The following is a 14,701-nucleotide window of genomic DNA, read 5'->3' as shown; positions in this document are numbered from 1 at the left end:
GGCCCTTACTCACAACCTGCACTAAAGATGTCAGTTTGCGGAGGCGTCCTCGGGTGCGCCGTCGGGAAGCTCATCGGCCCGCTTGAAGTCGCGCTTGATGTTGGCGACGCCCTCCGGGTTGATCTCAAACCCATACGCAGCGCCGGGGTTGATCACCATGCCCAATTCCTCGCCAATGTTGGCGATGATGGCTGCACCCTGGGTCCCCAGGACGTTCGGCGCCGCCTCAAGATACTGCTCGTCAACGCGGCTGGGGTGCGAGAACACCGCAAGGACGGGCTCGCCGTCGGCGTTCGCCAATACCAGCGGCTCCACCTGGGAATCCTCCCCCTCGATCCCGTCGGTGCTGATGACGTAGACCTCGCTGTTGAGGAAGGACAGGATGACGTCCACCGGGCTGCCCTCGGGCTGGCCGCCCTGGGCGAGCTTCTCTTCGAGTTCGTTGAGCGGCGTGAGATCGGCTGTGCCGGGCTGTTCAGTCATGTATCTACTCGACCACGTTGGAGAGCTCGGCGCAATTCCGCCCATACTTACTTCTTGGCGGGGGCCTTCTTCTTGGCCGGGGCCTTGCGGGCCGTTGTGGTGCGTTTGACCGGACCCTTGGCCCGCTTCTCGGCGAGGAGCTCGACGGCCTGTTCGCGGGTCAGTTCCTCCAAGGATGTGGACCGCGGGACGGTGATGTTGGTGATGCCGTCGGTGATGTACGGGCCAAAGCGGCCTTCCTTGACCACGATGTTCTTCTCGGAAACGGGGTCCGGTCCGAACTCGGCCAGCGGCGCCACCGCGGCACGGGCGCCGCGCTGCTTGGGCTGGGAGTAGATCTCCAGCGCCTGCTCCAGCGTGATGGTGAAGATTTCCTCTTCGGTGCCGATGGAGCGGGAGTCCGTGCCCTTCTTCAGGTACGGTCCGAAGCGGCCGTTCTGCACCGTGATGAGGTTGCCTTCGGTGTCCTCGCCCAGGGCGCGGGGCAGGCTCATGAGCTGCAGCGCTTCGTCTAGGGTGACGGAATCCACGGTCATGGACGCGAACAGCGAACCGGTGCGCGGCTTGGCCTTGACGGGCTTTTTCGGCGGTTTCGGCTTGCCGTTCTTGTAGTACTCAACGGGCTGGTTGGCCAGCTGTTCCTCGGTCATCTCGGGGATGACTTCGGTGACGTAGGCGCCGTAGCGGCCGTTCTTGGCGACAACGCTGTGCCCGGTGTGGGGGTCGTCGCCCAGTACGCGTTCTTCCGGCGCAGCCGTTTCCATCAGTTCGATGGCCTTCGCCGCCGTCAGTTCGTCCGGCGCCAGGTCCTCGGGGACGTTGGCGCGGGAGTTCTCCACGATTTCGCCGGTCTTGGCGTCCACCGTGGGGATGGAGCTCTCCAGGTAGGGACCGAACTTGCCCACGCGCAGGGTGATGCCTTCGGTGATGGGCACGGAGTTGATTTCCCGGGCGTCGATCTCGCCCAGGTTGTTCACGATGCTGAGCAGGCCCGGATCGGAATCTTCACCGTAGTAGAAGTGCTTGAGCCAGGCAGACCCAACGGCCTGGCCGTTGGCGATCTTGTCCAGGTCGCCTTCCATGTCCGCCGTGAACTCGTAGTCTACATAGTCCGTGAAGTGCTGCTCGAGCAGGCGGATCACCGAGAAGGCGATCCAGCTGGGCACCAGCGCGGAACCCTGCTTCCGGACGTAGCCGCGGTCCTGGATGGTGGAGATAGTGGAGGCGTAGGTTGAAGGGCGACCGATGCCCTTCTTCTCCAGCTCGGCGGTCAGCGAAGCTTCGGTGAAGCGCGGCGGCGGCGAGGTCTCGTGGCCCACGGCCACAATGTCCGACGCCGTGAGGGCATCGTCCTTGGCCACGTTCGGCAGCCGCCGGGCTTCGTCGGAGTCGTCGTCCCCGCGGCTTTCGTCCTTGCCTTCTTCATAGGCGGCCAGGAAGCCGGGGAAGGTGATGACGGTGCCGGAGGCGGAGAATTCGGCGTCCCGGCCATCGGTGGCAACTGCACCCAGGCGGATGGTCGCCGTCGAACCCTTGGCGTCACCCATCTGGGATGCGACGGTGCGCTTCCAGATCAGTTCGTACAGGCGGAACTCGTCGCCGGAGAGCTGCTTGGCCACCTGCGCCGGGGTGCGGAAGGAGTCACCGGCGGGGCGGATGGCCTCGTGGGCTTCCTGCGCGTTCGCAGCCTTGCTGGTGTACACGCGGGGCGACGCCGGGATGTACTCGGGGCCGTACAGCTCGGAGGCCTGGCGGCGGGCGGCCGTGACGGCTTCATCGCTCAGCGCCGAGGAGTCGGTACGCATATAGGTGATGTAGCCGTTTTCGTACAGCCGCTGGGCCACCTGCATGGTGCTCTTGGAGGAGAAGCGGAGCTTGCGGCCGGCCTCCTGCTGCAGCGTGGACGTGGTGAAAGGCGCGGCCGGACGGCGGGTATACGGCTTGGTGTCCACGGACCGGACACGGAAGTCCGCATCCTGGAGACCGGCGGCCAGTGACGTGGCGAGTTCCTCGTTGAGGTGCGCCGCATTGCGCGAGGTAAGAACGCCGTCGTCGTTGAAGTCGCGGCCGCTGGCCACCTTGGCGCCGTCAACCGCAGCGAGCTTGGCCTTGAACGAACCGGCACCTGCCCCGAACTGGCCCGTCAGGTCCCAGTAGGAGGCGGCCTTGAAGGCCATGCGTTCGCGTTCACGGTCCACCACCATGCGCGTGACCACGGACTGGACGCGGCCGGCGGACAGGCCGCGGGCCACCTTGCGCCACAGCACGGGGGAAATCTCGTAGCCGTAGAGGCGGTCCAGGACGCGGCGGGTTTCCTGCGCGTCCACCAGTGCCGTATCAACATCGCGCAGGTTGTCCATGGCGCGGTGGATGGCTTCCTTGGTGATTTCGCCGAATGTCATCCGGTACACGGGGACCTTGGGCTTGAGCACTTCCAGCAGGTGCCACGCGATGGCCTCGCCCTCGCGGTCCCCATCGGTTGCGAGATAGAGAGCGTCGGCATCCTTGAGCGCGGCCTTCAGCTCGGTGACCTTTTTCCGTTTGTCCGCGGACACCACGTAATAGGGTTTGAAGTCGTTTTCGATGTCGACGGCGAACTTGCCCACCGAGGTTTTCTTCAGTTCTGCGGGGAGCTCAGACGGCTGCGGCAGGTCGCGGATGTGACCGATTGAGGCCTCTACGATGAAGCCCTCGCCGAGGTACTTGGCGATGGTCTTGCTCTTGGCCGGAGACTCCACAATCACGAGTTTCTTGCCTGTTTTGGCCTTGCTTGGCACGGTGCTCCTACAGAAAAAGGTTGCTCGGGCAGATGAGCCCATATTGGCCTAGTTCACCATATTTTGGACGATAGTGCGCATTCATGTGGAAAACCCGTTGACTCATCAGGCACATCCGGGACCCCGATTTGGGGTGTTCCGGTGCCCGCCAAACCACTATTCAGCAGGCTCGGAAGGAACCAGGAAACCGTCGCTGACCAGGTTCGCGACGTCGTCGAGCAGCCTGGTCCGGAACGCGTCACCGTCGAACCCGTCCTCTCCGGCGAGGCTCCCGCCGAGCAGCGCCGCGAGGGCACCGATGATCTGGCCGCCGGAGAGGTCACCGTCGCAGGCGGAGACAAATCCGGCGAGTTCGGTGCTGAGCAGGTTGGTCCGGCGCAGGCCCGCACCCTGCCGCAGCAGGATCACGCCGGGGTGCTCGGCGCCGGGGCGCTGATGGCGTTCCTCGGTGACGTCGTCCGCGACGAGCAGGTGCGCGTCCGCCAGGCTGTTGGCGGCCAGCCAGTCGGAACGCTCGACGGCGGCGCCCAGGTGGGGCCCGATGGGCTGCTCAATGGGGTACGTGATTTCCTCGAAACGGCTGATGGAGGCGGCGCCGGGTCCCGCTTCCGGTCCGGCGACCTGTCCCGCCGGCCGGCGCAGCCAGATCATCCCGAAGCCGATCCCCGCCACGTTCCGGGACCCGAAGTCCGCCAAGTAGGCCGCGTAAGCGTCTCGGTAATGCCTCCGGTCGCGGGATTCGGACGCGTCCTGCAGCCACGTTTCGGCGTACTGCTCCGGGCCCACCTGCTCGCGCTGGATGAACCAGGCATCCGCGTCCGGACCGATCCAGCTCTTGGGCCTCTCGTGCCACTCGGTCCCGGCGGGAATTTCCCAGTTGCCCAGCATCTGCGCGGTGCCGCCCGGGGCCAGCGCACCGGGCAGCGCCGCCACCAGCGAGGACACAATGTCATCGCCGGGCAGCCCGCCGTCGCGGTAGGTGAACTGTCCGGACGCGGCTTCGCCCAGGGTCCTCGGCGTGATCACAAAGGGCGGGTTGGACACCACTAGCTCGAATTCCTCCCCGGCTACGGGCTCCAGGAGCGACCCCAGCCGAAGGCTCACCCGGTCCTCCAGGTGTTCCGGGTCCAGGTGCAGGGCCGCGGCATTAAGTAGGAGGTTAAACCGGGTGAAGGCCAGGGCCCGCTCCGAGATGTCCGTTGCCGTCACATGCTCGGCATGGTGCAGGAGGTGGAAGGACTGGATGCCGCAGCCCGTGCCCAGGTCCAGGGCCTTGGCGACGTGGCGGCGGACGGTGGTCTGCACCAGCGTGGTGGACGCCTGCCCGATCCCCAGCACATGGTCGTGCCGCAGCATGCCGGCCTGCTGGTGCGCGGCGAGGTCGCTGGCCACCCAGAGTTCGGCGCCGCCGCTGCCGTCCTCATTGGCGTCCCAGCCGTACGGCCGCAGATCCGCTTTTGCCTGCAGCAAGTCCTGCGCCGGCTGATCGGCGGCGGGCAGCTCAGCGCCGGGCCGATCTGGGCCGGGCACGGGCTCGAGCAGCCCCAGCTCGACCAGGCCGTCAGCCCGGATTCCCGGCAGGGCGGCGTCGAGCGTTTCCCGCGTCTGCGGTTCCGCCAGGAGCCAGAGACGCACGACGGCGGCGAGCGCCGCCGTCGTCTTCTCACCGTGCGCAGCCTCACCCTCCGTGGCACTCTCGGTGGCTAGCAGCGCCGGGATGATCTGGTCCCGGTTCAGCGCGCGGTAGGCTGACTCGCCCAGCAGCCCCGCCACGCCGTCGAGCGTGTAATCCACCCGGCGCAGGTCCGCGGCGAGCGCCGTCAGCAGCCCGGGGAGGTCGCTGCGCGGGGCATCGGGGGTGTTGCCGGCCAGGAAATGCGTGGAATCAGTCACCGCCCAAGTCTATTGGCGGGCAGGCTTCCTCCTGACGGGCTACAGGTTCTCCGCCGCGTAGATCTTCAGGCCATCCCGGACGAAGCCGGCACCCTCCGCGCCGCCGTAGTTCTTCGCGAACCGGGGGTCCGCAACGTACATTTCGCCGAGCCCGGTGACGTATGCCTTGACGTCACCCTTGCCGCGGGCGTCCGACGCCGGGGTGCCCGGGATGCCGGTCAGCCATTCGACGTGCCGCCTGGCGATGTCCTGGGCCGCCGCGCTGTCCGGTGCGATACCCGCCGTGGCGGCGGCGATCCAGTCCTCGCCCAGCTGCTGCGAGCGCTGCTTCCACGCCGCCTTCTTCTCGGTGCTCATGCCGCGCCACCACGAATCCCCCTTCGCGTAGGCATCCTTGCCCCAGCGTTCTTCCACTTCGTCCTTGTACTGCGTGTGGTCGAAACCGCTGAACATGTCTTCTGCCATGATTTCGCCACCTCCTTTCACTGCTTCGATGGTTTGTGTGACCGACGCGATCTGCCGCGCCAGCCTGGCCCGTTCCTGCTTGAGAGATTCGAGATGCCCGGTAAGGGCTTCGGCGGCGTCCGTTTCGTCGTCGAGCACCTGGCTGATCACCGGCAGGCCCAGCCCCAGCCCGCGTAGGAGCAGGATGCGTTGGAGCTGCACCAGCGCATCCTGGTTGTAGTAGCGGTAACCGTTGTGGCCGGTGCGGCTGGGCTTGAGCAGGCCGATGTCGACGTAGCGTCAAGGTCAAGAGCCTTAGGAAGGTGCGGCGTATCATGGACGCATGCATAGGCAGCAGCGATTTATCAGCCCTCGGCCGCTCACCGGCCGCACGGGCTTCCCATCGCGCGCCTGACTGGCGCTGCCGGGGTCCGTCCGGCTCAGCGGTTGAGGGTGATCTCCCCCTCCCCTACCTGATGCACCAAAGGACCCCCGAACATGAAGACTTACCTCTCCCTCAGCCAGCTCAACTCCGCCCTTTCCCTGCGCGACCTTTCCGATCCCGGCGCCGGCCCGCACGCCATGCAGCTGCTCTTGGCCGACTTGGTTGCGGCGCTGGAGCGACTCTGGGGCGTGCCGTCCCGGACGCACCGGCTCAACCCGCTCGTGGCCACCGCTGACAACTATGACCGGCTGGGATACTCGCCCGACGACGTCACCCGGGACTCGCGCTATTCCCGCCACGTGAGCCCCACGGTGATGCTCCGGAGCCATGCGTCCGCGGGCATCCCGGCGCTGCTGGATTCGCTCCGCGGCGAGCTGGGCCACTACGACGAACTGCATGTGCTCCCGGGCCTGGTGTACCGGCGCGATGCGATCGACCGAACGCATGTGGGCGCCCCGCACCAGGTGGACCTCTGGCGGCTCAAGGCGCGCGGGCTGCTTGGTCCTTCCGACCTGGACGCGATGATGGAGGCGGTGGTGGAGGCGGTGCTCCCCGCGGCGCTGTACCCGGACGTGCAGTGGCGTTCTACCGCGGCGCGGCACAGTTATACCGCAGCAGGACGGCAGCTGGACGTGCTGATGACGCAGCCGGATGGGCGCCCCGAGTGGCTGGAGCTGGCGGAGTGCGGGCTGGCGGCCGCTCCGGTCCTGCGTGGCTCCGGCCTGGACCCGCGGCGCTGGGCGGGCCTGGCCCTCGGCTTGGGGCTGGACCGGGCGCTGATGCTGCGGAAAGGCATCGCGGACATCCGCCTGTTGCGCTCGGGGCATCCGGACGTCCAGTCGCAGATGCTTGACCTAGCGCCGTACCGTTCCGTCTCCGCCATGCCGGAAATCCGGCGGGACCTTTCGCTGGTGCTGGACACCGCCGCCGATGCCGACGTCGAACTCCTGGGCGACCTTGTCCGCACCGCCCTCGGTCCGGACGCCGAAGTCCTGGCGGCTTTGGAGGTCGTGGCCGTGACCACGACGGCCGAGCTGCCGCCGACCGCCGTCGAGCGCCTCCGGATGGATGCCGGGCAGGTCAACGTTTTGCTGCGGCTGGTGCTGCAGCCGCTGGACCGGACGCTGACAGACGGGGAGGCCAACATCCTGCGGGACAGGGTGTACCTTGCGGTGCACCGCGGCGAAGGACAGGAGCTGATCGCCGGGTGAAGACGGCCCCGATCGCCCGGTAAGTTAGAAGCATGGTTCCGTTTCCTTCCTCCATGGCGCGCGCCCTCTCCGCTGTGGCTGCAGCAGCTGTCCTCCTCGGCGTCTCGGGCTGCGCGCAGCAGCTTTCGGTGGAGAACGCCGATGTGCCGGCCTGGAAGGCCACGGCGATGCCGTCGGCCAGCGACATCGTTGCCGAGGATTCCGGCAAGATCCTCAACGCCCAGCCCATTGACCACACGGAAAACGTGCCGGCAGGCAAGTACACGCTGACACTCGTCTGCGAAGGCGGCGGCAAGGCCTTCCTCGCAGTGCGGTCCGGCGGCAAGGAACTCGCCGACCTCGGGGCGGCCTGCTACGGCGCGCGGGAGTCCATCAAGATCACGCTCCTGGAATCCGGACCGCTGGAGCTCAGCGCCTCCAGCGTCGATGCGCCGCTGATCTACGCCTACCAGCTGGTAACCGCGGGTTAGTTGCCAGCCGCTCGCCGGTAGGCTCGGGGAATGGCATTTCTTGGGGGAAAGTCCGGTGCGCGCCGATCCATGCCGCGGGGAGCTGCGGCGGCCGCCTGCATGCTCGTGGCAGCGTTCGGTTTGAGTGCGTGCGAGTACGCGGATTCCGAACCTCTGCCAGGCGCGAGCACCGCCGCGCTGCCACCGGTTCCTGGCGATGGGCCAGGCAGTCCCAGTGCCCAAGAAGAGGCCCGCCAACTTGAACTAATCGCCGAGGTGGAGGCGCAGCTCGGACCGGAAACGGACCGCAGGGTGGCGTCAACGCTGGGCGGCATGGGAAACACCGGCTCAAGCCTGATGGGTTTGGTGCCGGACCACGGCTCCTATCTCATTCGGGTAGCCTGCAGCCCCAGTCTCGGCCCCGCGGCGAAGCTCACCGTTTCGCAGGGCAGTGTCCAGCTCCTGGACCTTCAGGTTCTCTGCGGCGATCCCTTCGAATCCACCGTGCAGCTGACGGCCGGACGGGTGACGGCTACGCTGGCGCCCACCAGCGGCGGAGAATCCTCGGTCGCCGCCCTTCGCATCGAAAAGGCTCCTGCCGGACCGCTGGCCGGTCCGGCCCCCGTAGCCCCGGCAAGCAGCAGCCCCTAACTCCCCCGACCAGCCCTCCCCTCACTTCCGCGAGGCTCTGGATTGGGGTCCGTGCCGGGCATAGAGTCGGAGTATGCCCGCAACGCTGGGGGCGCCGCCGCCCCGGAGGGCGGTACCTCGTCCGGGTGCTTGCCCGTCCCGGTCGGTATCCATGCGCACCCGAGTGAGGGCCGCCGTCGTGCTCTGGACGGCGGGCGCCCTGATGGCCGGATCTGCGCTCGCCGGATGTGAATACACGTACGACGAAGGGTGGCGTCCCGCGGAGAACGCCCCGGCCGTGCCGGAGGTGACCGTGCCGGGGTCGCGCGCTGAGCTGTGGCGGAACGATCCCGTCAGCGAGGCTGAAATGGAGGCCTGGCTGACGGAGTCCCAAGTGGGGCCCGGCCTGCAGGTGGCGCACAGGACATTCGGCCTGTTGCGCGCGGAGGAAATCCGCGCGGACGCCACGGAGCCCGTCCCCGCGGGAACCTACGTCCTCGTGCTGGTGTGCCGGAGCCAGCGGCGCGTCGACTTCAAAGTCCGCAATGACGAATTCACCATGGTGGACCTCAGCCTCCGCTGCGGATCACGGCGCGAAAGCGTGATCTACCTGTCCAAGGAAACGGTGCTGCATTTCCAGGTTGAAGCGCAGTCCCCCGCCAATTTCGCCTACCGGCTGGCCCGGCTCTGAACTTTTGTGCCTGCCAGCTTTGAACCGGCCGCACCGTTCAGGCCGCGCAGCCTTCGGGGCATCGCAGCGTCTCCGGGCTGGCGGCACACTCCGCGCAGTACAGCGTCAGCGTGCGGCAGCTCGGGTTGGAGCAGTTCTCGAACTTACTCGTGGGCGCGGCACAGCGGACGCACTCCCCGATGGTCTTCGCGTCCTCGCTGAATTCCAGGTGCATGCGTTTGTCGAACACGTAGAGCGAGCCTTCCCAGAGGCCCTGGTCCTTAAACGTTTCGCCGTAGCGGACGATGCCGCCGTCGAGCTGGTACACCTGCTTGAAGCCGCGGTTCACCATCAGGCTGGAGAGCACCTCGCAGCGGATGCCGCCGGTGCAGTACGTGACCACCGGCTTGTCCTTGAGGGCGTCGTACTTGCCGGAGTCGAGCTCCTTGATGAAATCGTGGGTGGTGGCCACGTCGGGGACGATCGCGTCCTTGAACTTGCCGATCTGGGCTTCGAAGGCGTTGCGGCCATCGAAGAACACCACGTCCTCGCCGGCCTGTTTCGTGGCCTCCACCAGTTCGTGCAGTTCTTCGGGCTTCAGATGAGTGCCGCCGCCCACCACGCCGTGCTCATCCACCTTGAGTTCGCCGGGCGCGCCGAAGGAGACGATCTCGTCCCGGACCTTAACGCTCAGCCGCGGGAAGTCCTCCGCGCCGCCGTCGGACCATTTCACGTCGATGCCGTGGAAACCCTTGTATTCGCGTGTGGTCTTCACGTATTGCTTGACCGCCCCGATTTCGCCGCCCACCGTGGCGTTGATGCCGTCCTTGGAAATGAGGATGCGTCCGGTCAGCCCGAGTTTTTCGCACAGGGCACGTTGCCAGAGCCGCACCGCGTCCGGATCTGCGATGGGGGTAAAGCCGTAAAAGAGCACAATTCGGTTCAAAGCCACGTATTTAAGGGTACTGGGTTGCCGGGCACCGGACCCGCCGGTTGGCCGGGGCTAAGGCTGCGCTGCTGCGGTGGCGGCGTCGCGCCTGTTCAGGGCGGTTTCACCTGCCCGGTACCCCAGGACGACGACGGCGAAGGGCACCACCGTGGCCGTCGCGGCGACCGCGAAAGCATCCGCGCCACCGTCTCCCAGTACCTTGCGCCACCCACCATGGCCACCATTAAGGCGACACAGACCAGCAGGGGCAGCGGAAATATGTTCTTGGACAGATCCTTGGTGGCGGGCATGCCGTCAGTCTTGTCTGGTCACGATTCCATAATCAAGTCACATCGGGGCACCCTACCCCTGTTGCTTGTGTCGGGGCTGGAATACCCTCATGACATGAGTCCGGACGCCTTGGTTGAAGACATCACACGCCTTCTTGAAGTTTGGGTAGCTGGCTGGGCCGGCTGCCGCGGTTACCAGATATCGGTTGAGGGCCGCTTCCCCGCCGCACTGCGGGCCGACACTACCGGGGAGTGGGAATATTTTGCCCACGACCCCTCCGATGACGAGTTCGCGGCCCTGGCTGCGAAGACCGCGGAGGCTCCGGCCAGGGTCCTGACCATCCTCAGCAACAATCCCGCCCGCTTCACGGCACTGGCCCAACAGCACGGACTGAACGTTACGTCCGCATCGCAGGCCATGATGATTGTGGACATGTCCACCCAGGATACGGAAGATCCGTGGCTCTCCGACGATGACCTGAACATGGTCACCTCCGAACTCGACGGCGTCCACCACGCGGTGGTCCGCTCGGGTGACACGGTGGCGGCGAGCGGCAGGGTTTTTGTGGTTGGCGAGACTGCAGTGTTCGACAAGATTGTGGTCCAACCCGCGTTCCAGCGCCGCGGCCTGGGCAGCTTCATCATGAAGGCCCTTGCTGCGCAGGCCATCGGACCGGATGTAGAGAACGGCCTGTTGCTGGCCTCCATCGACGGCCAGAAGCTGTATTCCCATCTGGGCTGGTCCACTGTTTGCCGCGTACTGATGCTGTCCACGTCTGATGAAGGCGCAGACCTTTCCGTGGGGTGATTTTTCCCCGGGTGAAAGAATGTTTGGGTGAACCCCCATGACTCCCTGATTCCTTTGCTGGGCCGAGGCCCGGACCCGGAGCAGCTGCGTCATGTCCGCACCATCCCCGCCCGCCAGGCAGTCCACGAACCGTGGCCGGCGTGGGCGCATCCGGATCTTGTGGCCGCTTATGGCTCCCTGGGCATCCACAAGCCCTACCGGCACCAGATCCAGGCCGCCAACCTGGCCCACTGCGGCGAGCACGTGGTCATCGCCACCGGCACCGCCTCCGGTAAGTCCTTGGCCTACCAACTGCCGGCGCTCGACGCCATCCACCGCTCCGAACTGCGCGTCCTGTCCGAACCGGGAAAAATCCACGACGACGGCGCCGTGACGCTTTACCTCTCCCCCACGAAGGCACTCGCTGCCGACCAGCTCGCAGCCATCCGTTCCTTGAAACTGCCCACCGTGCGGGCCGAGACGTACGACGGCGACACCGACCCCGCGTCCCGCCGGTGGATCCGGGACCACGCCAATTTCATCCTGGCGAATCCGGACATGCTCCACTTCGGCATCCTTCCCAATCATGCCTGGTGGGCCAGCTTCTTCCGGCGGCTGCGGTACGTGATTGTGGATGAGGCCCACAGCTACCGCGGGGTGTTCGGCTCGCACGTGGCCAACCTGATGCGCCGGCTGCGACGCATCTGCGCGTACTACGGTGCCGGGACAACCCATCCCGGTCCGGTGTTCATCGCCGCGTCTGCCACAGCATCTGAGCCAGGCACATCGTTCGGCCGCCTGATCGGGGCACCGGTCCGGGCCGTTGCCGAGGACTGCTCGCCGCATGGTTCCACCACCGTTGCTTTCTGGGAACCTGCATTGACCGAGCTCAAGGGCGAGAACGGCGCCAAGGAACGCCGCACGGCCGTTGCTGAAACGGCCGATCTGCTGGCGAACCTGGTTTCGTCCCGGATCCGGACCATCGCTTTCATCAAGTCGCGCCGCGGTGCGGAAACGATCGCTTCGATCACCAAGCGCCTTTTGGACGAAGTGGATCCCAGCCTTCCCCAACGCGTGGCCGCTTACCGTTCCGGGTACCTTCCGGAAGAACGGCGGGCCCTGGAAAAGGCCTTGAGGTCAGGCGAACTGCTGGGTGTCTCCAGCACGTCCGCCCTTGAGCTGGGGATCGACATTTCCGGGCTGGATGCCGTCCTGGTGGCGGGCTGGCCAGGCACCAGGGCGTCGCTGTTCCAGCAGATCGGCCGGGCAGGGCGCGCGGGCCAGGATGCCATTGCCGCGTTTGTGGCCAGCGACGATCCGCTCGACACCTACCTGGTGAACCATCCGGAGGCGATTTTCGACGTGTCAGTGGAGGCCACCGTCTTTGATCCCTCCAATCCGTACGTGCTGGGGCCGCATCTGTGTGCCGCCGCCGCGGAGCTTCCGTTGGGCGTGGCTGAGCTGGCACTGTTCGGCGGCACAGCAGAGAAGCTGTTGGGGCAGCTCGTGGCGCAGGGCTATTTGCGCCGCCGGCCGGCGGGCTGGTTCTGGACGCACTCCCAGAGCGCTGCGGCCATGGTGAACCTTCGCGCCGACGGAGGCGGACCGGTGAGCATCGTCGACGCCGACACTGGCTCCCTCCTTGGGACGATGGACTCGCCTCAGACGCATTACCAGGCGCACACAGGGGCCATCTACGTGCACCAGGGCGACAGCTATGTGGTGGAGGACCTGAACGAAGACGACCACTGTGTGGTGGTCCGGCGCGCCAACCCCGACTACTACACAACGGCCCGGGACGTGACCCAGATCGAAGTGCTCGAAACACTCCGGACCGAGCACTGGGGCGATATCGCTGTGCACTTCGGCGATGTGAAAGTGACAACGCAGGTGGTTTCCTTTCAACGCAAGGCCTTGATCTCGAATGAAATCCTGGGCGAGGAGCCGCTGGAGCTGGGCGCCCGGGACCTGTTCACGAAGGCAGTCTGGTTTGTGGTGGAGAACCGTTCGCTGACAGGCGCCGGGCTGGTCGAGGCGCAATTCCCGGGGGCTCTGCACGCCGCCGAACACGCGGCGATCGGCCTGCTGCCGCTCGTCGCCTCCAGCGACCGCTGGGACATCGGCGGAGTGTCCACCGCCATCCACGCCGACACCGGCGTGCCCACCATCTTTGTGTACGACGGGCACCCCGGCGGTGCTGGCTTTGCCGAACGCGGCTTCGACAAGGCAAAGGTGTGGCTCTCCGCGACGCGCGACGCCATCAAGGCGTGTGAATGCGAGTCGGGCTGCCCGTCCTGCGTCCAGTCCCCCAAATGCGGGAACAAGAACAATCCGCTGGACAAGGCTGCCGCCGTCACGCTCATCGACGTCCTCCTCAAAGACGCGCGTGAAATGCCTCCCGGCGGTGCGGAATTCCTGGCCAACACAGAGCCATTCAGCACCACAGCCGCTCAGGGCGGCGGTCCGGCCCGCGACTGACCGGTTGCGGCGCCAACCAGTGTGCGTGCATTCAGCTCCGTTCGGACCATGACGGTCTGGCCGGCCCCTTCCGTACAGCTGACGAGTGCCGCATCATGGCGGGCTGCTACCTCGGCGGCCACCGTGCAGGGGTCTCCGGACGTGATCCCGCGCAGGGCATCGGCCGCGGCAAGGGCAGCGAGGTCCGCCGCTGCCGCTGCCCTGCTGGCCATCGCCGCGGACTGTGCGAACAACAACATCAGGGCCATCGCCATGATGACAACCAACGCCAGGCCCGCAGCCAGTACTGTTCCCGAACCGCGCTCCGGATTTTCCTCGAGTTGCCTGTTCACACGGCTGCCTCCTCCGGGGCCACGACCGGCTCCAACCGGGGAGTGGCCGCGGCGGCTGGCCTTTCGCTCCGCGTGGTGGCCCTGGCTGTGAGTGTCCAGGGCACAGTTGCCCCCAGCGGCCCGCCCACACCGTCAGCCACCGTGACGCTGAGCCACTCGCCCTCGGCCGCAACGGACGCCGTTGCCGACGTCCCAGCCAAGGTTGTGACGATCCCCTGCACTGCGGCCGGGTCCTCGCCGCGGGCCAGCGCCCTGGCGCCGGCCCGCGCCGCCTCCTCGAGCCTGAGCTGGGTTACGCCCGCGGAGGCTCCCGCCAAGAGCAGTGCGAGGAGCAACAGAACTGCCGGCAGCGCTACCGCGAACTCCGCCGTCACGGCGCCGTGGGCATTCCCCGGCCCACGGCGCCAGCGACGGAACGAGACCGCCGGACCCAGCACCACGCGGCTGCCCCCGCCCTGGTCCCGGCCGCTGCCACGGTCATTGGCCCGTTGCAGCGCTACCGGCGGCAGGCTCATGGCAAGGCCAGCGCCGTGCGGATGAGGTTCAACAGGAATCCGCGTACTTCGTCGCTGCGGAGAATGAAGACGAGAAGTCCGGCGAAGCCCACGGCGGCCAGGGTGGCTATGGCATATTCGGCCGTTGCCATTCCGGCTTCTGAACCGGAGAGCCGGCGGCGGCGCTTCTTCAGTTCGCTGGCACCGGGGTACAGCTCCACCACGTTGCCAGCGAACTCTGGGGCCTCCTGTCGTTGGCAGGTACACGCGTCCAATCCTGCATTGGCAAGTGCTAAGCCTTGATCCACCGATGTTGCTCGGGGCGCCGACGGCGGTTTAAACCGAGAATGCCCGTCTTTTCAAGGAAAATGGAGCTTGTCTAGAACCCAT

At 66.5% G+C, this 14,701-nt stretch carries 15 protein-coding genes; 6 read left to right on the top strand and 9 right to left on the bottom strand.

Going from position 1 to position 14,701, the window contains the following annotated elements; all coding sequences use genetic code 11:
• Positions 1–30: 30 nt before the first annotated feature.
• From NG696_RS05135 to NG696_RS05120, 4 genes are all read right to left on the bottom strand, one after another.
• Entirely contained in the window at positions 31–483 is a 453-nt protein-coding gene (locus NG696_RS05135; RefSeq protein WP_252570308.1) for an SseB family protein, read from the bottom strand.
• 47 nt (positions 484–530) lie between these two features.
• Positions 531–3,260, bottom strand: a complete 2,730-nt coding sequence (topA, locus tag NG696_RS05130; protein WP_252570309.1) for a type I DNA topoisomerase — start codon at positions 3,258–3,260, stop codon at positions 531–533.
• Between the two features lie 156 nt (positions 3,261–3,416).
• Positions 3,417–5,153 carry a DUF7059 domain-containing protein gene (locus NG696_RS05125; protein WP_252570311.1) on the bottom strand — a complete coding sequence of 579 codons (1,737 nt, stop codon included), beginning with the start codon at positions 5,151–5,153 and terminating at the stop codon, positions 3,417–3,419.
• Between the two features lie 39 nt (positions 5,154–5,192).
• Positions 5,193–5,885 (bottom strand): MerR family transcriptional regulator, encoded by a 693-nt coding sequence (locus NG696_RS05120; RefSeq protein WP_252574582.1) that lies wholly within the window; start codon positions 5,883–5,885, stop codon positions 5,193–5,195.
• Positions 5,886–6,095: 210 nt separating this feature from the next.
• On the opposite strand from NG696_RS05120, the gene srmL reads away from it, so the two are divergent.
• The 4 genes from srmL (at position 6,096) to NG696_RS05100 (ending at position 9,023) form a co-directional block, all read left to right on the top strand.
• Positions 6,096–7,253, top strand: a complete 1,158-nt coding sequence (gene srmL / locus NG696_RS05115; RefSeq protein WP_252570313.1) for a PheS-related mystery ligase SrmL — start codon at positions 6,096–6,098, stop codon at positions 7,251–7,253.
• Between the two features lie 32 nt (positions 7,254–7,285).
• A complete protein-coding gene (locus NG696_RS05110; RefSeq protein ID WP_252574480.1) occupies positions 7,286–7,723 on the top strand; it encodes a DUF6023 family protein in 438 nt (145 codons plus the stop codon).
• Positions 7,724–7,753: 30 nt separating this feature from the next.
• Complete coding sequence (locus NG696_RS05105) at positions 7,754–8,353, top strand: hypothetical protein (protein ID WP_252570317.1); 600 nt, start codon at positions 7,754–7,756, stop codon at positions 8,351–8,353.
• A gap of 151 nt (positions 8,354–8,504) precedes the next feature.
• Positions 8,505–9,023, top strand: coding sequence for a DUF6023 family protein (locus NG696_RS05100; RefSeq protein ID WP_252570319.1), 519 nt, complete (start codon positions 8,505–8,507; stop codon positions 9,021–9,023).
• Between the two features lie 37 nt (positions 9,024–9,060).
• Here the strand turns inward: NG696_RS05100 and trhO are convergent, their stop codons facing one another.
• Both trhO and NG696_RS05090 read right to left on the bottom strand, forming a co-directional pair.
• Positions 9,061–9,954: an oxygen-dependent tRNA uridine(34) hydroxylase TrhO gene (gene trhO / locus NG696_RS05095; protein WP_252570321.1), complete on the bottom strand. Its 894-nt coding sequence runs from the start codon at positions 9,952–9,954 to the stop codon at positions 9,061–9,063.
• A gap of 89 nt (positions 9,955–10,043) precedes the next feature.
• Complete coding sequence (locus NG696_RS05090) at positions 10,044–10,241, bottom strand: hypothetical protein (RefSeq protein ID WP_252570323.1); 198 nt, start codon at positions 10,239–10,241, stop codon at positions 10,044–10,046.
• Between the two features lie 94 nt (positions 10,242–10,335).
• On the opposite strand from NG696_RS05090, the gene NG696_RS05085 reads away from it, so the two are divergent.
• Together NG696_RS05085 and sftH are read left to right on the top strand one after the other, a co-directional pair.
• Positions 10,336–11,028, top strand: coding sequence for a GNAT family N-acetyltransferase (locus NG696_RS05085; RefSeq protein WP_252570325.1), 693 nt, complete (start codon positions 10,336–10,338; stop codon positions 11,026–11,028).
• 27 nt (positions 11,029–11,055) lie between these two features.
• Positions 11,056–13,485 (top strand): DEAD/DEAH box helicase, encoded by a 2,430-nt coding sequence (gene sftH / locus NG696_RS05080; protein ID WP_252570326.1) that lies wholly within the window; start codon positions 11,056–11,058, stop codon positions 13,483–13,485.
• Here the strand turns inward: sftH and NG696_RS05075 are convergent.
• From NG696_RS05075 to NG696_RS05065, 3 genes are read right to left on the bottom strand one after another with little or no spacing between them, the layout of a single operon-like run.
• Positions 13,458–13,817, bottom strand: a complete 360-nt coding sequence (locus NG696_RS05075) for an Rv3654c family TadE-like protein (protein ID WP_252570328.1) — start codon at positions 13,815–13,817, stop codon at positions 13,458–13,460. The genes sftH and NG696_RS05075 overlap by 28 nt on opposite strands.
• Positions 13,814–14,332 carry a TadE family type IV pilus minor pilin gene (locus NG696_RS05070; protein ID WP_252574477.1) on the bottom strand — a complete coding sequence of 173 codons (519 nt, stop codon included), beginning with the start codon at positions 14,330–14,332 and terminating at the stop codon, positions 13,814–13,816. The genes NG696_RS05075 and NG696_RS05070 overlap by 4 nt, the downstream gene beginning before the upstream one ends.
• A complete protein-coding gene (locus NG696_RS05065; RefSeq protein ID WP_374211173.1) occupies positions 14,329–14,619 on the bottom strand; it encodes a DUF4244 domain-containing protein in 291 nt (96 codons plus the stop codon). The genes NG696_RS05070 and NG696_RS05065 overlap by 4 nt, the downstream gene beginning before the upstream one ends.
• Positions 14,620–14,701: the final 82 nt, after the last annotated feature.

Source organism: Pseudarthrobacter cellobiosi, from assembly GCF_023913755.1.
Taxonomy (GTDB): domain Bacteria; phylum Actinomycetota; class Actinomycetes; order Actinomycetales; family Micrococcaceae; genus Arthrobacter; species Arthrobacter cellobiosi.
Note: the sequence above shows the minus strand (reverse complement) of the source record. Positions and strands in the feature narration are given on the sequence as shown.